Origin of the sequence: Nonomuraea fastidiosa (assembly GCF_042751225.1) — a bacterium.
GTDB lineage: Bacteria > Actinomycetota > Actinomycetes > Streptosporangiales > Streptosporangiaceae > Nonomuraea > Nonomuraea fastidiosa.
This window is the reverse complement of sequence record NZ_CP170570.1, coordinates 351395-375057: the sequence shown is the minus strand read 5'-3', so window position 1 is coordinate 375057 and position 23663 is coordinate 351395. Positions and strand designations below refer to the sequence as shown.

General features: G+C 70.9%; 22 protein-coding genes and 1 pseudogene. 10 read left to right on the top strand and 13 right to left on the bottom strand.

What is annotated here, in order from left to right; genetic code table 11:
- Positions 1 to 81: 81 nt before the first annotated feature.
- Positions 82 to 792, top strand: coding sequence for a TioE family transcriptional regulator (locus ACFMQL_RS01695; protein ID WP_364066594.1), 711 nt, complete (start codon positions 82 to 84; stop codon positions 790 to 792).
- A gap of 163 nt (positions 793 to 955) precedes the next feature.
- On the opposite strand, the gene ACFMQL_RS01690 is transcribed toward ACFMQL_RS01695, so the two are convergent.
- From ACFMQL_RS01690 to ACFMQL_RS01675, 4 genes are read right to left on the bottom strand one after another with little or no spacing between them, the layout of a single operon-like run.
- Positions 956 to 1543 carry an ATP/GTP-binding protein gene (locus ACFMQL_RS01690; RefSeq protein WP_364066591.1) on the bottom strand — a complete coding sequence of 196 codons (588 nt, stop codon included), beginning with the start codon at positions 1541 to 1543 and terminating at the stop codon, positions 956 to 958.
- On the bottom strand, positions 1524 to 1865 hold the full coding sequence (locus ACFMQL_RS01685; protein ID WP_364066588.1) for a DUF742 domain-containing protein: 342 nt from the start codon (positions 1863 to 1865) through the stop codon (positions 1524 to 1526). The genes ACFMQL_RS01690 and ACFMQL_RS01685 overlap by 20 nt, the downstream gene beginning before the upstream one ends.
- A 35-nt stretch (positions 1866 to 1900) precedes the next feature.
- Entirely contained in the window at positions 1901 to 2323 is a 423-nt protein-coding gene (locus ACFMQL_RS01680) for a roadblock/LC7 domain-containing protein (protein ID WP_364066585.1), read from the bottom strand.
- Positions 2320 to 4626, bottom strand: a complete 2307-nt coding sequence (locus tag ACFMQL_RS01675; protein ID WP_364066582.1) for a nitrate- and nitrite sensing domain-containing protein — start codon at positions 4624 to 4626, stop codon at positions 2320 to 2322. Before ACFMQL_RS01675 ends, ACFMQL_RS01680 begins: the two co-directional genes overlap by 4 nt.
- A 329-nt stretch (positions 4627 to 4955) precedes the next feature.
- Between ACFMQL_RS01675 and ACFMQL_RS01670 the strand changes: the two genes are divergently transcribed.
- Complete coding sequence (locus ACFMQL_RS01670) at positions 4956 to 5993, top strand: terpene synthase family protein (protein WP_364066579.1); 1038 nt, start codon at positions 4956 to 4958, stop codon at positions 5991 to 5993.
- A gap of 15 nt (positions 5994 to 6008) precedes the next feature.
- Here the strand turns inward: ACFMQL_RS01670 and ACFMQL_RS01665 are convergent, their stop codons facing one another.
- The gene (locus tag ACFMQL_RS01665; RefSeq protein ID WP_378784288.1) at positions 6009 to 6848 is read right to left on the bottom strand and encodes a prenyltransferase/squalene oxidase repeat-containing protein; all 840 of its coding nucleotides are present in this window, start codon (positions 6846 to 6848) and stop codon (positions 6009 to 6011) included.
- A 77-nt stretch (positions 6849 to 6925) separates the two neighbouring features.
- Here ACFMQL_RS01665 and ACFMQL_RS01660 point away from each other — a divergent pair, with 77 nt between their 5' ends.
- Positions 6926 to 7084: a hypothetical protein gene (locus tag ACFMQL_RS01660; RefSeq protein WP_378784287.1), complete on the top strand. Its 159-nt coding sequence runs from the start codon at positions 6926 to 6928 to the stop codon at positions 7082 to 7084.
- 63 nt (positions 7085 to 7147) lie between these two features.
- Positions 7148 to 7348 (top strand): hypothetical protein, encoded by a 201-nt coding sequence (locus ACFMQL_RS01655; protein WP_378784286.1) that lies wholly within the window; start codon positions 7148 to 7150, stop codon positions 7346 to 7348.
- Positions 7349 to 7580: 232 nt separating this feature from the next.
- Here ACFMQL_RS01655 and ACFMQL_RS01650 read toward each other — a convergent pair whose 3' ends face one another.
- Positions 7581 to 8954, bottom strand: a complete 1374-nt coding sequence (locus ACFMQL_RS01650; RefSeq protein WP_378784284.1) for a cytochrome P450 — start codon at positions 8952 to 8954, stop codon at positions 7581 to 7583.
- Between the two features lie 401 nt (positions 8955 to 9355).
- Between ACFMQL_RS01650 and ACFMQL_RS01645 the strand changes: the two genes are divergently transcribed.
- Together ACFMQL_RS01645 and ACFMQL_RS01640 are read left to right on the top strand one after the other, a co-directional pair.
- Positions 9356 to 10378 (top strand): polyprenyl synthetase family protein, encoded by a 1023-nt coding sequence (locus tag ACFMQL_RS01645; RefSeq protein WP_364066570.1) that lies wholly within the window; start codon positions 9356 to 9358, stop codon positions 10376 to 10378.
- A gap of 269 nt (positions 10379 to 10647) precedes the next feature.
- Positions 10648 to 11577 carry an aldo/keto reductase gene (locus tag ACFMQL_RS01640; RefSeq protein ID WP_364066567.1) on the top strand — a complete coding sequence of 310 codons (930 nt, stop codon included), beginning with the start codon at positions 10648 to 10650 and terminating at the stop codon, positions 11575 to 11577.
- A 288-nt stretch (positions 11578 to 11865) separates the two neighbouring features.
- On the opposite strand, the pseudogene ACFMQL_RS01635 reads toward ACFMQL_RS01640, so the two are convergent.
- Positions 11866 to 12204, bottom strand: a pseudogene (locus ACFMQL_RS01635) (STAS domain-containing protein); the annotation flags it as partial.
- Positions 12205 to 12347: 143 nt separating this feature from the next.
- Between ACFMQL_RS01635 and ACFMQL_RS01630 the strand changes: the two are divergent.
- Positions 12348 to 12797 (top strand): helix-turn-helix domain-containing protein, encoded by a 450-nt coding sequence (locus ACFMQL_RS01630; RefSeq protein WP_378784283.1) that lies wholly within the window; start codon positions 12348 to 12350, stop codon positions 12795 to 12797.
- A 185-nt stretch (positions 12798 to 12982) separates the two neighbouring features.
- Here the strand turns inward: ACFMQL_RS01630 and ACFMQL_RS01625 are convergent, their stop codons facing one another.
- On the bottom strand, positions 12983 to 13558 hold the full coding sequence (locus tag ACFMQL_RS01625; RefSeq protein WP_378784282.1) for a TetR/AcrR family transcriptional regulator: 576 nt from the start codon (positions 13556 to 13558) through the stop codon (positions 12983 to 12985).
- A 147-nt stretch (positions 13559 to 13705) separates the two neighbouring features.
- Between ACFMQL_RS01625 and ACFMQL_RS01620 the strand changes: the two genes are divergently transcribed.
- On the top strand, positions 13706 to 14251 hold the full coding sequence (locus tag ACFMQL_RS01620) for a helix-turn-helix domain-containing protein (RefSeq protein ID WP_364066559.1): 546 nt from the start codon (positions 13706 to 13708) through the stop codon (positions 14249 to 14251).
- Here the strand turns inward: ACFMQL_RS01620 and ACFMQL_RS01615 are convergent.
- Both ACFMQL_RS01615 and ACFMQL_RS01610 read right to left on the bottom strand, forming a co-directional pair.
- A complete protein-coding gene (locus ACFMQL_RS01615; RefSeq protein ID WP_378784281.1) occupies positions 14189 to 15676 on the bottom strand; it encodes a wax ester/triacylglycerol synthase family O-acyltransferase in 1488 nt (495 codons plus the stop codon). The genes ACFMQL_RS01620 and ACFMQL_RS01615 overlap by 63 nt on opposite strands.
- 137 nt (positions 15677 to 15813) lie before the next feature.
- Positions 15814 to 16860 carry a sulfite oxidase gene (locus ACFMQL_RS01610; protein ID WP_378784280.1) on the bottom strand — a complete coding sequence of 349 codons (1047 nt, stop codon included), beginning with the start codon at positions 16858 to 16860 and terminating at the stop codon, positions 15814 to 15816.
- A gap of 1137 nt (positions 16861 to 17997) precedes the next feature.
- Here ACFMQL_RS01610 and ACFMQL_RS01605 point away from each other — a divergent pair.
- Positions 17998 to 18435 (top strand): YkvA family protein, encoded by a 438-nt coding sequence (locus ACFMQL_RS01605; RefSeq protein ID WP_378784278.1) that lies wholly within the window; start codon positions 17998 to 18000, stop codon positions 18433 to 18435.
- Positions 18436 to 19274: 839 nt separating this feature from the next.
- On the opposite strand, the gene polX is transcribed toward ACFMQL_RS01605, so the two are convergent.
- Positions 19275 to 20954, bottom strand: a complete 1680-nt coding sequence (gene polX / locus ACFMQL_RS01600) for a DNA polymerase/3'-5' exonuclease PolX (RefSeq protein ID WP_364066547.1) — start codon at positions 20952 to 20954, stop codon at positions 19275 to 19277.
- Positions 20955 to 21196: 242 nt separating this feature from the next.
- On the opposite strand from polX, the gene ACFMQL_RS01595 reads away from it, so the two are divergent.
- Entirely contained in the window at positions 21197 to 21394 is a 198-nt protein-coding gene (locus tag ACFMQL_RS01595; RefSeq protein ID WP_378784275.1) for a hypothetical protein, read from the top strand.
- On the opposite strand, the gene ACFMQL_RS01590 is transcribed toward ACFMQL_RS01595, so the two are convergent.
- Together ACFMQL_RS01590 and ACFMQL_RS01585 are read right to left on the bottom strand one after the other, a co-directional pair.
- The gene (locus tag ACFMQL_RS01590) at positions 21391 to 22359 is read right to left on the bottom strand and encodes an aldo/keto reductase (RefSeq protein ID WP_378784274.1); all 969 of its coding nucleotides are present in this window, start codon (positions 22357 to 22359) and stop codon (positions 21391 to 21393) included. The genes ACFMQL_RS01595 and ACFMQL_RS01590 overlap by 4 nt on opposite strands.
- Positions 22360 to 22533: 174 nt before the next feature.
- Complete coding sequence (locus ACFMQL_RS01585) at positions 22534 to 23571, bottom strand: zinc-dependent alcohol dehydrogenase family protein (RefSeq protein ID WP_378784272.1); 1038 nt, start codon at positions 23569 to 23571, stop codon at positions 22534 to 22536.
- Between the last annotated feature and the right edge of the window lie 92 nt (positions 23572 to 23663).

Sequence of the window (23663 nt, the reverse complement as noted above, 5' to 3'; positions counted from 1 at the left end):
GGATTGGACGCTGGTTGAACCTTCGACCCCGGTGTCCGCGCACATCCGCGCGTGCACCCTCAAATCCGGCGAGGTGCGTCGATGCCCGGTGGCCGACTGCGGCCGGTGGACCTGGCCCGCCCGCACGGCCTGTCCACCCAGGCGGTGCGCAACTACGAGCAGGCCGGCATCCTGCCGCCCGCCGCCCGCACGGAGAGCGGCTACCGCGCCTACACCCCTCGCCACGCCCAGGCGCTGCGGGCGTTCGTGGCGCTGATCCCCGCCCACGGCCACCGCACGGCCACGGCGATCATGCAGGCGATCAACCGGGGCGAGACGGACGCGGCGCTCAAGCTGATCGACGAGAGCCACGCCCAGCTTCTGGAGGACCGCCGCACCCTCCAGGCGGTGGAGGAGGCGCTGCGCGCGCTGGCCCCCGCCAGACCGGTCGAGCCGGGGGTGACGTTCATCGGCCCGCTGGCCAGAAGGCTGGGCATCCGGCCCGCCACCCTGCGCAAGTGGGAACGGGCCGGGCTCGTGCAGCCGCGCCGCGACCCGCGTACGGGCTACCGCGTCTACACCGGTGCCGACGTCCGCGACGCCCAGCTCGTCCACCAGCTCAGGCGCGGCGGCTACCTGCTGGAGCAGATCGCCCCGCTGCTCGCCCAGGTGCGCGCGGCGGGCGGCCAGGAGCCGCTGCAGAGCGCCCTGCGCGAGTGGCGGGGCCGCCTGTCGGCGCGCGGCCGGGCGATGATCAAGGGCGCGGCCGAGCTGGAGACGTACCTGAGCGAACACGTCGAGCCCGCCCCCTGACAGAGCCCGCCCCCTGACAGAGCCCGCCTCCCGACAGCCGGACAGGCCCTGGAACGCAGACCGGCCCTGAACACTGACAGGCCCTGAACGCTGACCGGCCTTGGAACGCAGAAAGGCCCGCCTTCACAGGCGGGCCTGACCGCACGGCCGGAGCAGGGAGGGGTCAGCTGCCGACCGGTTCTGCGCGCAGCCGTGCCGAATGCTTGACCAGCGTGATCAGCACCTCACGGCTGGAGTCGCGCTTGCGGGCGTCGCACATGACGATCGGGATGTCCGGCCCGAGCTGGAGCGCGAGGCGTACCTCGTCCAGCTCGAACGTCGGCGCGCCCTCGAAGCAGTTGACCGCCACCACGAACGGCGTGCCCCGCCGCTCGAAGTAGTCGACCGAGGGGAAGCAGTCGGCCAGCCGCCGGGTGTCGGCCAGGATGACCGCGCCCAGCGCCCCCTCCGCCAGCTCGTCCCACACGAACCAGAACCGCTCCTGGCCGGGCGTGCCGAACAGGTACAGGACATAGTCGTTGTTGAGTGTGATACGGCCGAAGTCCATCGCCACCGTGGTGGTGCGCTTGGCCTCCACCGAGGTGAGGTCGTCGACCCCGATGCTGCGATCGGTCAGCACCTCCTCGGTACGCAGCGGCCTGGTCTCGGAGACCGCGCCCACCATCGTGGTCTTGCCCGCGCCGAAACCGCCCGCGATCAGGATCTTGATCGCCGTCGGAAGGCGCGGACGCTCAGAGCGAGCGAAGGCCATCGAGCACCGCCCTGTACATCTTTATGTCGTGCATGTCCACCTCGGATTGCGGTTCCTGGGCAGAGACGAGTTCGCGGTCGAACAGGTCACCGAGCAGCACCCGGATCGTGCCGGCGGGCAGATCCAGGTACGCGGCTATCTCGGCGACGGACTTGGGTTCACGGCACAGCTGCAGGATGCGCAGGTGCTCGGGGTCCAGCCCGGCGTCGGGGCCCGGCGGCGGGCCGACCGCCAAGGCCATGGAGATCAGGTCGAACCTGCCGTGGGCAGGCTGCGTACGGCCACGAGTCACCACGTACGGGCGGATGATCTCCGGATCCACCCAGTGCTCGTCCGTGGGCTCGTCGTCCGGCCCTCTCACCCGTCGCTCCCGGCGATCGCCTCGGCGTTACGGGCGCCGGAGGTGAGGTACTGGCCGACCCTGGCGACCATCATCGCCATCTCGTACGCCACCAGGCCGATGTCGGCGTTCTGGTTGCACAGGACGGCGAGGCAGGCACGCTCGCCGGCGGTGGTCACGATGAGGAACTGGCTCTTCCACTCGACGACCGTCTGCCGGACCCTGCCGCCGGAGATGTGGTCGGACACGCCCTTGGCCAGGCTCTGAAGCCCGGATGCGACGGCGGACAGATGCTCGCCGTCGGTCCGCTGCAACCCGGCCGACGACGCCATGAGCAGACCGTCGGACGACAGCACGATGGCGTGCTCCGCGTCCTTGACGCGGCCGATCAGGTCGTCCATCAGCCAGTTGAGGTCGGTGCCCGACGTGGTGGGGCTCATTCCGTACCTCCCGTCTGCTCATCCAGCATCTTGGCCGCCTCGGAGCGGCCGAGACGGGTGCCTGACTGCAGGGATCCCATCATCGCGCGGATCTCCTCCGGCGAGCGCTCGTCATCGTCCTCCTCGAAATCGGGCTGCGTGGGCGCTTCTTCACGCAGCGCTGGTGCCAGGTTGGCCTGGGGTACCCGGAAGGGCAGCCCCGACGGTGTGAACTCGGTCACAGGTTTCTGCTCCGTGGCCGGCGTTTCTTTCTGTGGTTCTCGCTCAGAAGTGTCCTCCTGAACGGGCTCGGTTTCGGTAGCCGGCCTGGTCACGGGCTCGGGCCTCGGCCGGGAGACCGGCTCGGGCCTGCTCGCGGGCTCGGGGGCCTGCCGGGTCTCCTTGACCTCGCGTACGGGCGTCGGCGCCGCGAGCGGGGTGGCCGAGCGCGCCGAGCTGAGCGTGCGGACGTTCTCCGCCAGCGGCCTGGTCGCCGTGGCGACGCCCGCCTCCCTGCCGCGCTCCCTGCCGGGGGTGCGGCGCGGCAGCCGCTCGCGCCCGCCGTCCGTGCTGTCGGGTGACGGGTCGAGCTGGACGAGCTCCTGCGGCAGCAGCACCACGACGGTCGTGCCGCCGTACGGGGACGCCTTGAGCTTCACCTGGATGTCGTGGCGCTTGGCGAGCTGGCTGACCACGTAGAGGCCCAGCTGGGCGGTGCCGGAGATGCGGAACTCGGGCGGGTCGGCGATGCGCTTGTTGGCCGCCTCCAGGTCCTCGGGCTTCATGCCGAGACCGCGGTCCTCGATCTCGATCACGTAGCCGTTGGCCACGAGCTGGCCGCTGACCTGCACGTTGGTGTACGGCGGGGAGAACGACACGGCGTTCTCGATCAGCTCGGCGAGCAGGTGGATCACGTCACCGACGGCCCGGCCGGCGAGCACCACGTCGCCCATGGGCATGAGCGAGACGCGGGTGTAGTCCTCGACCTCGGCCAGGGCGCCGCGGACGACGTCCACCATGGGGACCGAGCGCCGCCACGTACGGGCGGGGGAGGAGCCGGACAGAACGATGAGGTTCTCGGCGTTGCGCCGCATCCGGATGGCCAGGTGGTCGAGCCGGAACAGCTCCTTGAGCTCCTCCGGGTCGGTCTCCCGGCGCTCCATGACGTCGAGCACGGTGAGCTGGCGGTGCACCAGGCCCTGCGTCCTGCGGGCCAGGCTGAGCAGAATGTCGCGGATGCTGCGGCGCAGCTCGGCCTGCTCGGCGGCGACGGCGATGGCGGTGCGCTGCATGGTGTTGAACGCCTGGCCCACCTGGCCGATCTCGTCGTCACCGAAGTCGAGCGCGGGGGCCTCCTTGGCGACGTCGACCTTCTCGCCGTGGCCGATGCGCTCCACGATGCTGGGCAGACGGTGGTCGGACAGCTCGTGCGCGGCGTCGCGCAGCTTCTGCAGCTGGGCGATGAGGGCACGTGCGGTGGTGATCGACAGGACGATGGACGCGATGACCGCGATCAGGCCGAGACCACCGGCGAGGACCAGCCGGACGATGACGTTGACGGCGACGGGGATCGCCCGCTCGACGACGCGGTCACCCGCGGCGAGGACCATCGTGTTGAGGTCGTTGAGCGCGGTGTCGGTGGCCTGGCGCCAGGTCGAGGAGGTGAACGGCACGCCGCCGTTCTCCGGTCCCTGCTCGGCGACGAGGGTCTCCAGGTTGCGCAGCCGGTTGAACGACTGGCCGTTGATGACCTTCTCGTACTCGGACTGGTTGAAGTCGGACAGCTCGGAGCCCGCCTGGTCGGCGACGATCTTCCAGGCGCCGGTGGTGGCGACGAACTGCGCGTGCTCGGAGGCCGACAGGCGCCCGCTGACGAGCGCGCCGGACAGCAGCGCGTCCTCCTTGGTGATGATGTCCCGGGCCCGGCTCAGCGCCAGCAGGTTGCGGATGTCGCTTGCCAGCGCCTTGTCGTCGAGGGTGGCCAGCGCGCCGTACAGGTTGAAGATCGAGTCGATGATCTCGCTGTAGGCGTCGGTGGCCGACACGCGGTTGAGCCGGCCGGCGTCGACGGCCTGGCGAGTCTGCTTGATCATGTCGAGGCGGCGGAAGACCTCGTTGAGCCGCTCCGAGCCTTCCTCGTCGGTGGCCCAGTCGACCAGCGTGCCCGTGGCGGCCTCCCTGAAGGAGGCGAGCGTGCTGTCGGAACGCTTGCGCTGGGCCTCCATCTCCTTACGAGAGCGGGAGGTGGGGTCGCTCAGGTGAACGGCCGAGATCCGGCGCTCCTTCTGCAGCTCTACCAGCAGAGGCTCACTGGGGTCGACCACGCTGTCATTGACCTGGGTGACCCACAGGAGGTTGACGCCTTCGCGTAGAGTTACCCATGCCGCGAAGACCCACAGCGCCGCCAGGGAGAGTAGCAGAGCCGTGACTTTGGTCCGCAGTCTCGTATTGCGGGAGCCCATTTTACCCACCCTGAGAAAGTGATACTGAGTGCTGGCCACCTGCACGCACGGCGGTGGCAACGGACGGTGTCGATCACGAGACTGTAGCGCAGGACAAAGTGCCCCTCAAGCAACACCAATCGCTTTGCACACAAATATCCGATTTTTGACAGATTTAGTCAGAAATCGGATAAAATGGATATCCTGCGCGGGTGCAAGACGCCAGCTCCGCATACTTCGACATTCGTAATGACCTAGCAGACCGCCTGCTCAAAGCCTCCCATCAGCTCGCCGGGGTCCCCGAGCAGGACCGCGCGGCCGTCCTCACGGCGGCGCTCGACGCCGTGCCCGAGGCCGACCGGCTGCTGCGCCCCCACACCACACTCTTCGCCGACGGCGACAGCGCCTCCAGCCGGCTCGCCTTCAGCTGCCTGTCGGCCGCCGCCACGTTCCCCGCGGCGCGCCGCGACCAGATCGCCGACCTCGGCGCGCTCACCGCCGTCCTGTTCGGCATGGACGACATCGCCGACAGCATCGCGGGCGATTGGACCGACGCCGACGTGGACGCGTTCTTCGCCCGCATCCGCGGCGTGCTGTCCGGCGACGAGCCCGGCGAGTCCGAGGACTCCGGTCCCATGGGAGAGGCGCTGAGCGCGTGGCGGGCCTGGTGCGGGCGCTTCCGCGCCCACCCGGGAGCCGAAGCGCACGTGCCGTCGCTGCTCGGCCAGCTCGACCTCGCCGGCCGCGCCATGGCGCTGGAACGCCGCTGGGCCATGGGCGGCGAGCCCTGGCCCGGCTACGACCGCTACCTCGACAACGGCGGACTGACCATCCTCTACCGCACCTGGTGGGCGGCGGCCCTGGGCGTCTGCGGCCCCGAGCCGGCCCGCACCGAGCACTGGGCCGTGGTCGAGCCGGCCACCGCGCTCGGCGCCGAGTGCATGCGCCTGGCCAACGACCTGCGCACGTTCGAGCGCGAGCGGCGCGAGGGCAAGCCGAACTCCGTGCTCATCCTGGAGCGCGCCGGGACGAGCACGGAGGACGCCGTCGAGCGGGTGCGCGCGCACATCGCCGAGCTCAACGCAGCCTTCGACGCCGAGCTGCGGCGGCTGCCCGCCGAACTGGCCGGCGTCGTCGAGGGACAGCGCAGGAGCGTCGCCTTCAACGGCGCCTGGTACATGGCCAGGGACACGCACGCCTACACCGTGGCCGAGCTGGCCGCGGACGCCCGCTCCGAGTCGCAGTCTTAGAAACACGGGCGTCGCTCAAGACGTCACGGTCGCCCGCGCCGCCAGATACGACGAGGCGATGACGGCGGCGCGGGTGATGGCGAACGGCGCGTAGAGGTCCTTGTCGTGCCAGAGCGGCGGGTGCTCGCCGCCCGTCGAGCCCGCCAGGTAGGCGAGCCCCCGGTCGGCGGCCTCGATCCGGCGCGGATCGTCCCGTCCCTCGGTCAGCAGCAGCACCTGCATGGCGTACGCGGTCTCCTCAGCGGTGCCCTCCCAGCGCCCCCACGATCCGTCGGGCCGCTGGGTGGACAGCACCCACTCGGCCGCCGCCCGCACCGCCGGAGCCGCGCCGGGGCCGCCGAACTCGTCCAGCGACAGCGCGCAGCTCACCGTGGCGTAGTAGGGCGAGGCGTGCCAGCGGTCGGTCCAGCTCCCGTCGGGCTGCTGGCGCTCGCCGATCCACGCCGACAGGTCGGCGATCGTCTCGGCGTAGCGGGGCGCGGCGTCGGGGCGGCGGGCGACGTACTGGCCGAAGGCGTCCAGCACGTGCGCGTTAACGCTCACAGAGGTGCCCTGCTCGCCGGGCCAGGTCGCGAAATGGGTGCCCGACCGGAAGCGCCACAGGCAGTCCGGCTCGTACGGCGCCCCCGCCAGCGACAGCGTGTACAGCGCCACGGAGGTGGTGTCGGCGTCGGCCGGCAGGCCGTATCCGGCGGGCGTGCCCTCGGGCCCGATGGCCGCCCTGATGTCGGCCAGCATCTCCGGCGGCACCTCGACGGGCACCCCGGCGCGTACCAGCCAGCTCAGCACCCAGCTCCGCTCGAACACGGTGATGGGCAGGCCCACCGGCACCGGGCCGCCGTGCAGCCGGACCACCGCCTCCAGGTGCTGCCTGGCGGGCTCGCCGTCCGGGCTCCCCCTCGCCGGCCTCGGGGCGGCCCAGCCACGCCGCGGTGGCGGCGGGGGAGGCGCCGATCGTGCCGATCGGCGTCGGGCGGATGCCGGGCGCGCCCGCCGCCTCCGCGCCGGCGATCTCCAGCGCGTGCAGCAGCTTCTCCGGCACCTCGGCGCCCGACTTGATCCACTCCCTGACGAGCCGGAGCGTGTCGTAGGTCATGCCCTCGGGCAGCGGCAGCGGCTCGTGACCCGCGCCCAGCTCGGCGAGGTGCTGGTTGATGAGCGACACCAGCGACGGCACGATGTGCTCGATCGCCGGCATGTCGGGCAGGTCGAGCCGCTCCTTCAGCCAGCCGCCGAGCACCTTCAGGCCGCGCTCGGCCGTCTCCAGCAGGCGGTCGCGCCCGATGCCGGGGTCGCTCCGCGTCAACGCGGCCAGGATGCCCTCGGTCGCGCTGAGCGTCGGCACCAGGCCGTAGCCGTCGGGTGCGCCCCAGGAGCCGTCGGGGCGCTGGGTGCGGACGAGGTAGCCGATCCGCTCGCCGTGGCCGGTCAGCCAGGGGGCGAGGGAGACGAGGCGGCCGGTCTCGTACACCGAGGGCGACACCTGGCCCCAGGGCCGGAGCATGAGGCTGGCGAGGAGCTCGTTCGCGGTCGCGGTCAGGTCGGCCGGGTCGGTGGCGGTGGCGAGGCTCACGTTGGTCCCGTTCTTCACGCCGCGCGCCGCCGTTCGTTGGGGTGCAGGCGCAGCCACAGCTTCTCCTTCGGCCGTACGGACGCGCCCGGCAGCGGGGTGAGCCGCTGCGGGTTGGTCAGCTCAGGCCGGTACCTGCTCAGCACGTTGGCGATCACCAGCGGGGCCTCGACGTAGAACAGGTGCTGGCCGAGGCACACGTGCGGGCCCGCGCCGAACGGGATGAAGGAGTAGCGGTGCTTGATCGCGGCCTTCTCGTCGGCCCAGCGGTCGGGGTCGAACTCGTCCGGCCGGTCCCAGAACTCCTTCAGCCGGTGCGTCGTGTACGGGCTGACCAGCACCTGCGAGCCGGCCTTGATGCGCATGCCGCCGATCTCGATGTCGTTGACCGCCTGCCGCGGGATGATCCACGCCGACGGGTAGACGCGCAGCAGCTCCTGGAGCACCATCCGCAAGTACGGCAGCTGGCCGACGTGCTCGGCGCGCACCGGCCCGCCGTCCACCACGTCGTCGATCTCCTGCCGCAGCCGGGCGTTGACCTCGGGGTGGTCGTGCAGCACCGACCACAGCCAGGTCAGCGACATGGCGGTGGTCTCCGAGGCGGCGCCGTAGATGCTGACCAGGTCGTCGCGCACCTGCTTGAGGTCGGCGCGGCCCTCCTTCTCCAGGCGGGCCGACAGCAGCTTGGAGACGACCTCCTTGCTGGAGGTGTCCTCGCGCTTGGCCTGCTCGATGAGCGGGTAGACGATCTCGTCGATCTTCTGGGCCGAGCGCAGGAACGCGCGGTCGCCCGGCACCTTGATGGAGTACGGCGCGAACGGGAAGAGTAACCGGAACCCGATCGAGGTGGCGCAGGTGGCGAACTCCGGCGCCAGCCGCTCGGCGGTGTCACGCGAGATCCGCCCGCCGAACAGCACCTTGATGACCGCCTGGTTGACGATCGTGGTCATCTGGTGCCCGCCGTCGATGAGACGTCCGGTCTCGGCGAACTTGTCCATCTCGAGCATGCACTCGGCGATGATGTCGGCCATGTCGTCGGCCAGCGAGGCGATGTAGCGCGAGGTGAACAGCGGCGCGAGGATCTTCCTGGTGGAAGCCCACGCCTCGCCTTCACCGAGGATGCTCTGGCCGGTCACGCGGCGGAGCGGCCGCCAGAACATGCCTTCACGGACGAAATTGGTCCAGTGGGTCTTGAGTACCTGCTCCACGTGATCCGGGTGTGAGACCAGATACGGCCGGAATGGACCCAGATTGACGCGGACGATCCGGCCCGCGGCCTCTGTTCCCATGTTGGCCAGTTCCGTCACCGGGTCCTTCACCAGGCGGGGTAGTGCCCGGTGGAAGGGGACGACGTGGGGAGTGGACACGGAGGTTTCCGTGGGGTGCGGCATGGCGGCGATACCCCGATCAGAGAGCGTTATGTAGCTAGAAGTGTTCTATGTGAGGAAATCTCACTCAATGAGTGATTATTGTACGAAAGTGCGTGTATGATCAAGCTTGGGCGGAAAAGAGAGATGTCGCCCTTCTGTTGATTCACGGAGGAATGATGGTGGTCGGTTCCATTCGTGGTACGGTTTCCGGCTCCATCTCCGCCGTCCTCGACCAGTCACTTCTCCCGGGTGCGATGGTGTGCGGAACCCGGAGGTCGCTCGCAAGCGGTGCTCGGGACGCGCGTCGGCTCTGCTGGCACCTGTCTCACATGACGGGCATGTCATGACAGATATCAAAACCACGTGGAGTATCACATGCTTCTGCATGGAGTTTCAAGATCAACCGGAGGTAGGGGCCCCCGATGAGCGTCAGCCGCCCGGCCGTTCTGCCGCAGGGCGCCGACCCCTTGGCACGCTTCCGTCGCCTGCTCGAACCCGCCCTGCGTGAGGCCGTCGCGGCGCTGCATCCCTGGGGTGCCAAGATGGCCGCGTTCACGCTCGGCTGGTCCGACGTGGACGGCCGCCCGCTTGAGGGCGGTGTCGGCAAGGGCGTCAGGCCGGCTCTCGTCATGCTCAGCGCCGAAGCGGTCGGCGGCACCGCCGAGTCCGCGCTGCCCGGCGCCGTGGCGGTCGAGCTGGTGCACGCCTTCTCCCTGGCCCACGACGACATCATCGACCGCGACGAGCTGCGCAGGCATCGGGCCGCGCTGTGGAAGGCGTACGGTGTGGGGCCGGCGCTGCTGACCGGCGACGCGCTGCTGGCGCTGGCCGTCGGCCAGCTCGCCGGGCGTCCCGAGGCGATGCCCTACCTGTCCGCCGCTTTGATGGAGCTGGTGCAGGGGCAGACCGCCGACATGGCCTTCGAGGACCGCCCCTGGCGCGGGCCCGGCGAGGTCACCGTGGACGAGTACGCCGCGATGGCGGCGGGCAAGACCGGCGGCCTGCTGGGCGCCGCCGCCGCGGCCGGCGTGGCCCTGGGCGGTGCGCCCGAGCTGGCGGGGCGCATGTGGCAGATGGGACGCGACCTCGGCGTCGCCTTCCAGATCGCCGACGACATCCTCGGCATCTGGGGCGACCCCCGTATGACCGGCAAGCCCGTCCACAGCGACCTGCGGCGGGAGAAGAAGACTCTGCCGGTGCTCGCCGCGCTGGCCGGCGACGGACCGGCCGCGCGCGAGCTGTCCGACCTGCTCGCGGCGGGCGTCGAAGGAGAGGAGTCGGTACGGCACGCCGCCCGACTGGTGGAGGAGGCCGGCGGCCGCGCCGGTGCCGAGAGCCTCGCTGAGCGGTACGTGGCCTCGGCGCTCGGCGTACTCGACGAGTGCCTGCCGCACGCCACCGACCTGCGCGCCCTGTGCGGCAGCCTGGTTCACCGGTCCGCCTGATCACCCGGATCGCAGAAGCACCGGTGAGCACCGGGCAGGGCGGAGGTCGGGTCGCCTGAGCCTCGGGCGTGTGAGCGCCGGTCGAGCCGGCATCGGTCCTGGTCGGCGTGGTAAAGGGCGGAGGCCCGGGTCGCCTGAGTCCCGGGCGCATGAGCGCCTGGCCGAGGAGCCACGCGTCAGACCACCGCGTGCCGCGCGCTCGCCTCTCATGAGGGCCCAAGGGCGGGGCCGCGCCAGGCCGCCGGAATCGGGCTGCGGATAATGGCGGGATGAGAACTATTGGCAATTCCGACCTGTCCGTATTTCCGATTTCGCTCGGCACCAATGTCTTCGGCTGGACGGCCGACAAGGAGACCTCGTTCGCGGTCCTGGACGCCTACGTCGAAGGCGGCGGCAATTTCCTCGACACCGCCGACGTGTACCCGTACTGGGCCACCGAAGAGCCCACGTCCGAGACCATCATCGGCGAGTGGCTGGCCGCGCGCGGCAACCGTGAGTCCATCGTGCTGGCCACCAAGGTCGGCTCGCTGGAGGGACGCAGCGGGCTCAAGGCCGACAACATCAAGGCGGCCGCCGAGGACTCGCTGCGGCGGCTGCGTACGGACTACATCGACCTCTACTGGGCGCACTTCGACGACCCTGACACGCCGCTGGCCGAGACGCTGGCCGGGTTCGACGCGCTGATCCGCGAGGGCAAGGTCCGCTACATCGGCGCGTCCAACTACACCGCGCCCCGGCTGGCCGAGGCGCTCGCGACCGCCGATAAGGAGGGCCTGGCCAGGTACGTCGCGTTGCAGCAGCCGTACAACCTGGTCGAGCGCGGCTACGAGGGCGAGCTGCGCGACCTGGTGGCGCGCGAGGGGCTGTCGAGCACCCCGTACTCCGGGCTCGCTGGAGGCTTCCTGAGCGGCAAGTACAAGCCGGGCGCCACCGTGGACAGCCCCCGGGCGTCGAAGGCGGGCGAGTACCTGAACACCGAGCGCGGCCCCAAGGTGCTGGAGGCGCTGAACAGGGTGGCGGAGGAGCGCGGCGCGGCGCCCGCGACGATCGCGCTCGCCTGGCTGGCCGCCCAGCCGACGGTGACCGCGCCCATCGCGAGCGCCCGCAACGTCGAGCAGCTCGGGCCCCTCCTCGCGGCGGCCGGCACCACGCTGACCGCCGAAGAGCTCGCCCTGCTGGACGAGGCGTCGCGCCCCTGACGGGCACGACGCCTTGGGATCTTGATCATGCTGCGGCCGGGCCACGGCCGGGCCGCACTGGGGCTGAGGCCGGATCGCGGACCAGGCACAGGCCATGCGACCGGGCTACCCCATCAGCTCCTCGTCGACGAGCCGCCGGCTGGAGGCGACCAGCCCGATGCGGCGGCGCATTTCGCGCACGTCGACGCCGGACCGCAGGTCAGGCCGGGGTCAGGACAGGCCGTGCTGCTTGCACCAGTCCTCGACGCTGCCGGCCGCCTCCTCGACGACCTGCTTCCAGTGGGGGTCGGCGGTGATCGCCTCGCCGACGGAGGAGTGGGAGGCGAAGACGGCGGTGAGCCCGGTGATGCGGAAGATCTTGGAGATCCGCTCGGTGGTCATCACCAGCGCCAGCGAGCCCTCCTGCGTGCGGAGCCGCTTGAGCCCGCCGACCAGGACGCCGAGGCCGGTCGAGTCGAGGAACTCGACCGTGCTCAGGTCGGCGATGAGGTGGACGACGCCCTGGCTCGCAAGGCCGATCACCTGCTCGCGCAGCTTCGGAGCGGTGAACACGTCGACCTCACCGGCGATCTTGAGCACGGCGCAGTCGCCGACCGGTCCGACCACCTCGATGCTGATGTCTTGCATGTCGCGCCTCACCATCGGCCGTATCCGCGGCCTGTCATCGGCAACATTGACGGGGAAATCTGTACATTGACGGTACTGCCACGATCGCCTTGTCGTCAACGCTTGACTTTCGGTGTCATCGTGCACAATGACACTCCGAAGGGGTGATCGCATTGCGGGTCGAAGAGGCCATCGGCCGACAGATCGCACGCCTGCGGGCGGAGCGCGGGATGTCACTGACCGAGCTGGGCGAGGCGCTCGGCCGCTACCTCGACAGGCCCTGGAGCCGCCAGGCCGTCCACCAGGCCGAGCGCGGCCAGCGCGCCTTCACCGCAGCCGAGCTGACCGCGCTCGCGCTCGCCCTCGACACCTCGGTCCCGGTGCTGTTCCGCGCCGAGAACGACCGCATCGAGCTGCCCGGCGGTGCCGTCTCCCCCGAGGACTACCGGGGCATCCTGCTGAACAGGGAGCCCGACATGCCGCTCGACGGAGTCGAAGAGCTGATCATCGCCCTGCACGACATCGGCGAGGTGCTCTCGCGCCCGGCGCTCGCCCGGCTGGCCCGCATCGGCCGCGTGGCCGACCAGGTCGCCGGCCCCGACCCCCAGCCCTGAGCCGGTCTCCGGGCGTAGGCCGTCGGTGCTCGGCGGCGGCCACGTTCAGACGGCGCGGGGTCAGCAGCCGCACCACCAGCCTGCCGGCCGGCATCGGCGCCGCCCCGGCCGCACTCGTCAGCACCAGAGACTCGGTGAGGGCCGCCCGCGCCTGAACGGCCGGCGCCGCGAGGTGGTGACCGCCGTCATGATCCGCCTCTCTCGGGCCCGGCGCCCTCCAGGAACGTGGCCCGCAGCAGCCGGGGCAGGTCCCGGCGGGCCACGTCACCGTGGCGCAGGCTCTCGCGTACGGTCGCCATCAGCCCGTACACGGTGTTGCTCACCCACCGCACGGGCAGGTCGGCGCGGAGCACCCCGGCGCGCTGGGCGGCGGCGTAGAACTCCAGCTCGCGCGCCTCCAGCTCCTCGGCGCGGCGGCGCAGTTCGGGCTCGATCATGAGCGTGTAGTCGGTCAGGCCGAAGCCGTACTCGTCGGCGATCTCGATCATGCCGACGATCAGCGCGTCCAGCGCCTCGGCCAGCGCCTTCGGATTTTGCGACGCGGTCGCGGCGGCCAGCCCGCACTGCTCCTGGAGACGTTCCCGCCGGTCGTGGGCGCGGTGCGCGAGCGCGAGCATCAGCTCTTCGCGGCTGCTGAAGTGGCGGTGCAAGGTCGCCCTGCTGACGCCGGCCGCCTCGGCGAGCTGCGTCATGGAGGCGAGCGGGTTCTCGTTGAGGTGATGGATCGCGGCCTTCATGATCTGGTCGCGGCGCACGGCCATGGCAGACACCTGCGTAGCTAACGAGACAGTTTCGTCTCAAATGCTACACGGCGGTCTCGCGAGGTGCGTCCGGGGTGACACGTGCGACACCCCTCTCGCCCCGACGGCATGGCGTGTCACTCGCACCCCGCATTAATGTGCTGAGCTGTGGTGATCGGTGACGTCCGCACGCGCATCCTGGACGCGGCGGAGGAGCTGTTCGCGGGCCGCGGGTACGAGGCCACCACGACCGCGGTCATAGCGAAATTCGCGAAAGTGCCCAAGCGGCTGATTGCTCAGTACTTTCCGCAGAAGATCGACATGCTGGTCGCTCTCGTGAACGAACGCGCCGTCATCGAGGAGGGCCGCGAGGTCGAGGCCGTGCCCGGCGACCTGGCCGGCACGCTCGCCCGGCTCGCCCGCGCCCTGCCGCTGCGCGCCTCGCCGTCGATGCGGCGCATCTTGTTCCGCGAGGCCGACACCCACGGCTCGGTCAAGGAGCGGCTCACCCGGCTCAACGGCGAGCTCGTCAGGCGGGCCAGGTTCGCGCTCGAGCTCGCCATGCCCGGGGCGCGCGGCGACGCGGCCAGGCTGGAGGTGGCGGCGGCCATGTTCGCCGCCGCCCTGCTGTACCAGGAGAACCTGTGCCAGCTAACCGGCCACCAGATCGACCCCGACGCCGTCGCGGAACTCATCGCCCACTCGCTCGTCTGACAGCTCGTCGAGCGCCGTGCGCAGGTGGGCGAGCAGGCTCCACACGTCGTCCACGCGCTCGGGGCAGGCCACGATGCCGAAGTCGAGCATGCCGTCGTACGAGAAGCACGTGATGGTGAGGCCGCCGCTGACGTCGCTCAGCACCGACAGCGGGTAGTACGACAGCACCCGCCCGCCGCACAGGTAGAGCGGGAACTGCGGCCCCGGCACGTTGCTGACGATCAGGTTGACCGGCGGGAAGGCCATGCCGGCCAGGCGGAACACGGCCGGCGTGGCCAGGCTCGTGACCGGGGCGGGCAGCAGCGAGCACAGCTCGCTCGGCCACGTCGCGGGAGCGAGTGCGAACCGGCGCTTGGCCCGGCTCATCACCGCGCCCATGACCCGCAGCCGCTCCAGCGGGTCCGGTACGTTCGTCGGCACCGGGGCCATCATGGCCGAGATCTGGTTGCCGATCAGGTCCTCGGCTCCCTTACGGCGCACCGCGACGGGCACGGCCACGACCAGCGGCGCGTCGGGCAGCGCATCCCGCTCCACAAGCCACGAGCGCAGCGCGGACGCGCACAGCGTCATCACCACGTCGTTGACGCTCATGCCGTGCGCCTTGGCGATCTTCTTGATGTCCTTGAGCGGCAGTGAGCCGAACGACAGGTGGCGGCGGGCGCTGATCGGGCCGTTGAACGGTGTGCGCGGCACCGCCAGGCGCGGCAGCTCGGGCCGGTGCTGCCGGTCGCCGCTGACCGCCCTGGCCGCCTTGGCGATCAGCTTCGCGCCCGGGAGCGCGGCGGCCAACGGGATGGCGTCCAGATCCGCCGCCGCCCTGATCATCGAACGGGCGGCGCGCAGCGGCTGGGCGGCGCCGTGCACCGCCGCTCCGACCAGCATCCCCGCGAGCCCCGCCTTCTGGGGCGCCGCTGGCGCGGCCGGTCGCGTCTTTGCCGAGGTCAGGTGGCCGTCGGGGCTGAGATCGAGCAGCGCCGCCAGGGTCTCCGCCCCCGAAACCCCGTCGATGGCCGCGTGATGCACCTTCGTGTAGACGGCGACCCGGCCCCCGCGCAGGCCCTTGATCAGGTGCATCTCCCACAGCGGCCGCGTCCTGTCGAGCCTGCGGGCGTGGATCTCCGCGACCGCCGCCGCGAGCTGCCGGTCGTCGCCCGGCGCCGGCAGGGTCAGCTCGAAGAGATGGCGGTCGATGTCGAGATCGGGATCGGCGACCCAGTACGGATGATCGAGCCCCAGCGGCACCTCCGCCAGGCGCATGCTGAGCGCGGGGGACAGGTGCAGGCGGGCGCGCAGCAGCTCCGCCAGCGCGTCTCTGCGGACCATGCCGTCCGCCGGGTCGAGCACCGCCAGTCCGGCCACGTGCGCGGCGGTGGTCGCCGACTCCAGGTGGAGGAATTGGGCGTCGAGTGCGGTCAGCTGACGCATCGGCTCTCCTTTTCCCGGTGATGCCGGCAGCATCACATGACGGGATTTCCGGAAGGTTTCCCGGGGAGTCCGCCAGATGAATTCAGCCGCTTTGTCAGATGAAAATTGCCCAAGGCGGGCGATGGATGACTTTTTCGTCAGCCGAAGACGACGTGCACGGGGTGTCGTACGACGGCGTCGAAGTGATATCCCATCGGGTGTTTGGTGCACGTGAGCGGCTGCGTGGCGCCGGTCTCGTCGGTCGCGCGGGCCATCAGCAGCCTCGTGCCGGTGCGCCGCGGCGTCCACTCGATGTGCCACGGCAGCCAGGCTTTCGCCAGGTGGTGGCCGTGGTGCTCGGCCTCGCGCCAGGTGAGCCCGCCGTCGTCGCTCACCTCCACCCTGACGATCCTGCCCCGCCCCGACCACGACCGCCCGCGCAGGATCCGGACGTCCGGCAGCGGCACCCTCGCATTCCACGGCAGCTCGAACGCGCTCTTGATCGGCTGCGTGGTGACGTCCGCGTAGAAAACGGTGTTCCACGGCGTGAAGATCTTCTCTGTGGCGACTTCGAGCTCCCCGAGCCATTTGATCGACGCGATTCCCACCCATCCCGGCACCACCAGCCGCGCCGGAAATCCATGGTCCGGAGGAAGCGGCACGCCGTTCATTTCGTAGGCCACGAGCACGTCGTCCATCGCCTTGGCGATCGGCAGTGGCCGGCGCACGTGGCCGTACTCCTCGAACGGCTCGTCCAGCCCCGTCGCCAGCACGTCCACCGCCTCCGGCAGCACGCCCACCTCCTTGAGCAGGTGTTTCAGCGGCACCCCGCGCCAGCGCGCCACCCCGATCCCGCCCAGACCCCACTGCGTGCCCGGAGCGCCGTCGTGCTGCTGCGTCCGGTAGAAGCGCCGCCCGTTGCCGGCGCACTCCAGCGCCACGTCGTACGTGCGGGACGGCATCGCGCGCAGCTCGTCGTACGTGAACGCGTGCGGCCGCCGGACCCCGGGGCCGTGGACGCGCAGCTGCCAGGTGGTGACGTCGATGAGGGGCGTCGAGGTGTGGTTCCTGACGAAGAACCGGTCGTTCGGCGTGTGATAGCCGAGGCCCGCCATGGACTCCCACCTCATCTCGGCGCTGTTGCCATGCACCCGGAACAGGTGGTCGGGCAGCGGCTTGACGATCGATGCCGTGGCTTGCCTCATGGAGCATCACCTCGTTGTGACTATTTCCTACCTGGAAACCATCTAATCTCCTGCGGCTGACTCCGCGCGCCCTTCCTTGCCGAAATCTGCCCAGCCTGTACAGGAACGTTCCCCGCCCGCTCACCTACCCGCCACCCACCCCACCCCAACGACCCTCGTCGCGCCCCGCCCAACGCCCCCGCCCAACGGCCCCGGCCACGCCGTATGACCAACGCCCCGGCTGCGCCCTCACCCCTGCCCCGACCTCACCGCACACGGGCACTCGCGGGTGAGTGGGGACATGCCGGGGCGCACGGCATTGGCGTGCGAGGGGCGTGGGTGTGCTGGCGATCGGGGTGCGGTGACGATGTCAGGGGGAGCGGTGTGGTGGTTACGCGCGACTGCCGCGATCCCGCCTAACGCCCCGTCTGCGCCCTCGCCCGTCCCAAGCCCCGCACCGAGCCCACCGCCCTGCACCGAGCCCACCGCCCTGCACCGAGCCCACCGCCCTGCACCGAGCCCACCGCCCTGCACCAGGTGGGCCGCTCGTTCTGGGGTTGTCGCCCGTTCGGGGCTCGCCGTCTCGCCTCTGGGGTCGCCGTCTCGTGGCGGGCCTGTCGTTCCGCTTTGCGCCGCCGCCCGTTTGGGCTTGTCACCCTGCACCGGGGCCGCTGTCCTGTGTCGGGCTTGTCGCCCCGCTCCGTGGCCACCGCCTCGTACCGGGTAGTGCCTCATGCCACTTGCCGGAGCTTGTCCGCGCCACCCATCTCTCTCCGCCGCGCCTGCGGCTTCGGTCGGTTCTCGCCGCCTGGCCGCCGGTGGTCCGGTGGTCCGGTGGTGATGGGCGTCGTGCCATTGGTCTGGGCGCCTTGGCCAGCCGTTCGCCGAGCGTCGGCGCGCCCGCGTGAACCTCCCACGGGGGCTTCGGCCGTTGCCCGGCAGGGCGTCACGTCGCGATGGGATGGCAGGACAATGCGCCGCGCCCAATGAGCACGACACACAGAAGCGCTCCCAGCCGGGCCCCGACTCGTGGTGACTTACGGTTGCCGGCGGTTCCTGTCGGCCGGCTCCGGCTCCGGCTCTCGGCGGGTTGCCGTCTTCGGATTCTGGCTGCACCGTGGTCGTGGTCTTGTCGGCGGTGGGAAAGGTGTCGAGCGGTTGACCGATACGTGGTGGTGGGATCTGCTGATCGGGGTGGCGGTCGCGGTCGTGGCCTGCTGGGTGGCGCTGGTGGTCGTGCTCGCCGCCGTCCGGCCGCGCGGCGGCCTGCTCCGGGAGTCGCTGCGGCTGCTGCCCGACATGCTGCGACTCGTTCGCCGCCTCGCCGCCGACCGGGACCTGCCCCGTGGCGTACGGGTGCGGCTCTGGCTGCTGGTCGCCTACCTGGCGGTGCCGATCGACCTGATACCGGACTTCATCCCCGTCATCGGGTACGCCGACGACGCCATCGTCGTGGCGGCCGTCCTGCGGTCGGTGGTGCGGCGAGCCGGCCTCGACACGGTACGCCGCCACTGGCCCGGCACCCCGGACGGCTTCACCGCCCTCACCCGCCTCACCGGCCTGAGCACTCCTGATGCGCCTGAGTCTCCACGGTGAGCACCCGCCCCACCGGCGGGCTTCGCCTTCCGCCGGTGCAACCCACCGCAAGCCGATCAAGGCGCGGGGGGCTTCGCGAACAGCGTGATTGCCACCGCCCACCCACGGAGGAAGCCCGCAAAGGCGCTGACGGCCTCACGCGGCTCGATCGTCTCCGCGCGATGGACGGCAGGCAGGTTGTGGCGGCTGGACGGTGGTTCCAGAGGCGACCACGTGGAAAGCCGGTCCCGAGGCGACCGCGTGGTGGGTCGGTCCTGAGGCGATGGTGTGGTGGGTCGGTCCTGAGGTGACGGCGTGGTGGGTCGTTCGCGGTGGGACTGGAGGCGGGCGAGCCGCACCGACGACAGGATCCTGCGCTCGGGTTTCTGATCCTTGGGTTCGCCTTTTGAGTCGCATCGGGCGCTCGGGGCGGTGAGTGGCGTTGGCACGTAGGTCGCGTGGACGTGCTTCGCGGGCGGGGAAAACCTCGCGCACGTGTCGTGCTTCCGCTGGCCTGCCATGTAGGCCCGCGCATCTGGTGACCGACCCAGGGAACACCGTCGTCCGGCTGCGCCTCGTGCGGCTGCGCCTCGTGCGGCTGCGCCTCGTGCGGCTGCGCCTCGCGCGGCTGCGCCCCGCCCGGCTCCCGCCTCGCGCGGCTGCGCCCCGCCCGGCTCCCGCCTCGCTCGCCTGGCGCCCGGCAGGCCGTCCGCTCGGGTCAGGCGGTGGGGTCAGGCGGTGGGTCAGGCGGTTGGGCTCCTCGGGTGTCGTGGCAGGTCCTGGAGGTGGGGGCCGGCGTCACGGCTCCGGGTGATGACTCGGGGCAGACCCGCCTGCCCAAGCAAGCGAACCGGGGAAACCTACCTGCCCAGGAAGGCGAGCAGCCGGTCGAGGGGCCAGGTGTTGATGACGTCGTCCGTTGTCAGCCAGGCCCGCTGCGCGATGCCCACCCCGTAGCGCTGGTGCGCGAGGTGCGGGATCGCGTGGGAGTCGCTGTCGATCGAGAACTTGACCCCGTGGTGCCGGGCCAGCCGTACCAGGTCGGACGGCAGGTCGGAGCGGTCGGGGTAGGAGTCGATCTCCATGGCGGTGCCGGTGCGGGCGGCGGCGCGGAAGACGGCGTCCCAGTCGGCGTCGACCGGCGGCCGCTTGCCGATCTTGCGGGTGGTGGGGTGGCCGATGATGTCGACGTACGGATTCTCACAGGCCGCGATGAAGCGGCGGGTCATCTCGTCGCGCGACATCGTGAAGTGGGAGTGGACCGAGGCCACGCACACGTCGAACTCCCGCAGGATCTCCTCGGGCCAGTCGACCGAGCCGTCGGGCGCGATGTTGAGCTCGGTGCCGTGCAGCAGCCGCATCTTCGGGTATTTCGCCTGCAGCTCGGCCACCCGCCCGCGCTGCTCCAGCGCCTTGTCCAGGGTCATGCGCTGCATCGCCAGGTCGGGGGCGTGGTCGGTGACCGCGTAGTAGGAGTAGCCGCGGGCAGCGGCGGCGGCCACCATGTCCTCGAGCGTCGCGATGCCGTCGGTGAGGTCGGTGTGGGTGTGCAGGTCGCCCTTGAGGTCGCCCAGCTCCACCAGCACCGGCAGCTCGCCGGCCAGCGCCGCCTTGACCTCGCCGCCGTCCTCGCGCAGTGGCGGCGGTACGTACTGCATGCCCAGCGCGTGGTAGATGTCCTCCTCGGACTCGGCGGCGATCACCCGGTCGCCCTCGAACAGCCCGTACTCGGATAGCTTCCAGCCCTTCTTGACCGCCAGCTCCCTGATGGCGACGTTGTGCTCCTTGGAGCCGGTGAAGTACTGCATGGCCGCGCCCCACGACCCGGCCGGCACCACCCGCAGGTCGACCTGGATGCCGGAGGTGGTGCGTACGGACGTCTTCTTGTCGCCGGCGGCGATGACCTCGGCGACGTAGGGCTGGGCGCGGAAGTCGCTCATGATCGACTCGGGCGCCACGGCGAGGATGTCGATGTCGCCGATGGTGTCCTTCATGCGCCGCAGCGACCCCGCGTACGCGATGCGCTCGGCCTTCAGCGACTCCATCACCTGCTCGGCCAGCGCCATCGCGATGCCGATGTGGACCCGGCGGCCCGACTGCTCGAGCTGCTGGATGCCCTTGAGGAGGTTGGCCAGGGTCTTGGGGCCGAGGCCCTTGACGCCGTCGAGCCGGCCCGAGGTGATGGCCTCGCTGAGCGCCTCGGTGGAGTCGATGCCGAAGTCCTCGTACAGCATGATGGCGGTCTTGGGCCCGAGCGAGGGGACCCTGGTCAGCCGCCGCACGCCCTCGGGGACACGCCCGCGCAGGTCGTCGAGCTGGCGGAAGCTCCCGCGCTGCAGGAACTCCTCCATCTTCTTCGCGATCGCCTCGCCGACCCCCGGGACCGAGCGCACGTCGACGACCGAGATGTCCTCGGGGAACCCCGCGATGGCCTTCGCCGCCTTCTGGTAGCTGCGCACCCTGAAGGCGTCGCCGCCGGTGAGCGCGAACAGCTCGGCGTATTCCTGCAGCGCCGCCGCAGCCTCCTCGTTTGCCCGCATGCCCCCACCTTAGGGCCTCGCTCCGACAATTCCGCGCAGCCCGATTTGCCGACGAAATTGTCAATAACATGGCCGGACAGAGCGTCCGCGATGTCCAACGCTCTCCTAGCGCAAGGGGATCATGGGAGATTGTCAACAATCGATCGGCGCGATCTTCTCCGGACTACCGGGGTTCAGGGCCGCGGGGGCCCGGCTGCTGCGCTGGTACACCGGCCGGCGGGCCACCCAGCGGAAAGGCTGAGATGACCACCGCCCCGCGGGCGGACGTGACGCCCATGCTCGACGTGCGCGACGAGGCGCTCGCCGCGTCCGGCCCGCCGGACCGCCGTGACCAGCTCACCACCCGATCCCTGCCGCGCTCCGCCGAGCCGCGGTCACGCGTGTACGAGCTGGTCCGGCAGGCCAAGGCCGGCCACCGCCCCGAAGGCGACGCCTCCTAGAGCCGCACCTCGCGCGGCCGGTACGCCTCCTCCAGGAACCGCACCTCGTCGTCCGTCAGCGTCACCGACACGGCGGCGAGCGCGTCGTCCACGTGACCCTCCTTCGTGGCCCCCACGATGGGCGCGGTGATCTCGGGACGGCGCAGCACCCACGCCAGCGCGAGCTGCGCGGCGGGCACACCCCGGTCGGCCGCGAGCTGCGCGACCCGGTCGAGGATCAGCTTGTCGTTCTCGGGGTCGTACAGGTACGCGATGCGCTGGTCGGATCCGGCCCGCGCGGTCGAGGCGGACGAACCGGCCCTGGCCAGCACGCCGCGCGCCAGCGGGCTCCATGGGATCACGCCCACGCCCTGGTCGGCGCAGAGCGGCAGCATCTCCCGCTCCTCCTCGCGGTAGAGGAGGTTGTAGTGGTTCTGCATCGAGACGAACTTCGTCCAGTCGTTCACCTCGGCCACGTGCTGGGCCTTGGCGAACTGCCAGGCGTACATGCTGGAAGCGCCGATGTAGCGGGCCTTACCGGCCCTGACCACGTCGTTCAGCGCCTCCATCGTCTCCTCGATCGGCGTCTCGTCGTCCCAGCGGTGGATCTGGTACAGGTCCACGTAGTCGGTGCCGAGGCGGCGCAGCGAGGCGTCGATGCTGTCGAGGATGTGCTTGCGTGACAAGCCGCGGTCGTTGGGGCCGTCGCCCATCGGCAAGCACACCTTGGTCGCCAGCACGTAGTCCTCCCGCCTGGGGAAGATCGCGCGCAGCGCCTTGCCGGTCACGACCTCGCTCTCGCCGGTGCTGTAGACATCGGCGGTGTCGAAGAACGTGACGCCTCCGTCCGCGGCCCTGCGGATGAGCGGCTCGGCCTGGTCGTACGGCAACGACCACTCCAGCTTGGCGGGGTCGCCGTAGCTCATCATGCCGAGGCACACCCGGGAGACCTTCAGACCCGTATTACCAAGACGCACATAATCCATGAACCTCACCCTACGTCCCGGCCTCCCGCTCATCCGGTGAGGGGTGTACGGCCGATCACGAGGGCCGGCGAGCGGGGCGCCCGGCCGGTCGGGCGCCCCGGGCGGGAGGTCCGGCGAGATGGCCGGGCGGGGGTCCCGAGGTCCGGGCGGATGGTCAGGGTGCGGAGCGGATGGTCAGGGTGCGGAGCGAGGGGTGATCATGGTGACGCCCGGCACCGAGCCCATCGACGCCAGCGCCTTGCCCGCGTCGGCGAGCCCGATCGTGCGGGTGACGAGCTGGTCGGGGTGCAGGATCCCGGCCCTGATCATCTCCAGCATCGGCGGGTACGCGTGCGCCGCCATGCCATGGCTGCCGAGCAGCCGCAGCTCGTGGCCGATCACGCGGGCCATCGGCACCGGCGTCGGCCCGCCTGGCAGCAGGCCGACCTGGACGTGGCGGCCCCTGCGGCGCAGGCTCTCGACGGAGGCCGCGCACGTCTGCGGGCTGCCCAGCGCGTCGAGCGAGACGTGCGCACCGCCTCTGGTCAGCTCCCTGACCTGGGCGGCCGCGTCGCCGGCCGAGCCGTTGACGAAGTGGGTGGCGCCGGCCAGCTCGGCCAGGTGCAGCGCGTCGGTGCTGATGTCGACCGCGACGACCCTGGCCCCGGCCGCCGTGGCGATCATGATGGCCGACAGGCCGACGCCGCCGCAGCCGTGCACGGCCACCCACTCGCCCGGACGCACCTCGCCGACCTGGACCACGGCGCGGAACGCGGTGGCGAACCTGCAGCCGAGCCCGGCCGCCGTGGCGAAGGCCATGTCCTCGGGAACGGCGATGAGGTTGACGTCGGCGTGGTCGATGGCGACGTACTCGGCGAACGAGCCCCAGTGCGTGAAGCCGGGCTGGGTCTGCCGCTCGCAGACCTGCTGATCGCCGGTAGCGCAGGAGGGGCAGGAGCCGCAGGCGCAGATGAACGGCACCGTGACCCGCGCCCCCGGCCGCCAGCCCCGTACGTCGGAGCCGACCGCCTCGACCACGCCCGCCAGCTCGTGGCCCGGCACGTGAGGCAGGACCTTGATGTCGGGGTCGTGCCCCTGCCAGCCGTGCCAGTCGGACCGGCACAACCCCGTCGCCTCGACTCTGATCACCGCGCCGTGCGGGGCGGGGGAAGGGTCGGGCAGCTCACGAACGTCGAGCTCACCACCGAAGATGTCAAAGGCAACCGCGCGCATCCCCCGAGCTTAGAGCGCGTCGCCGCAGGTCGCGCAATCCCCGGGAGCGGCATGTGACCTGAACCTCCGCCGGAACACGTGTTAACGACCAA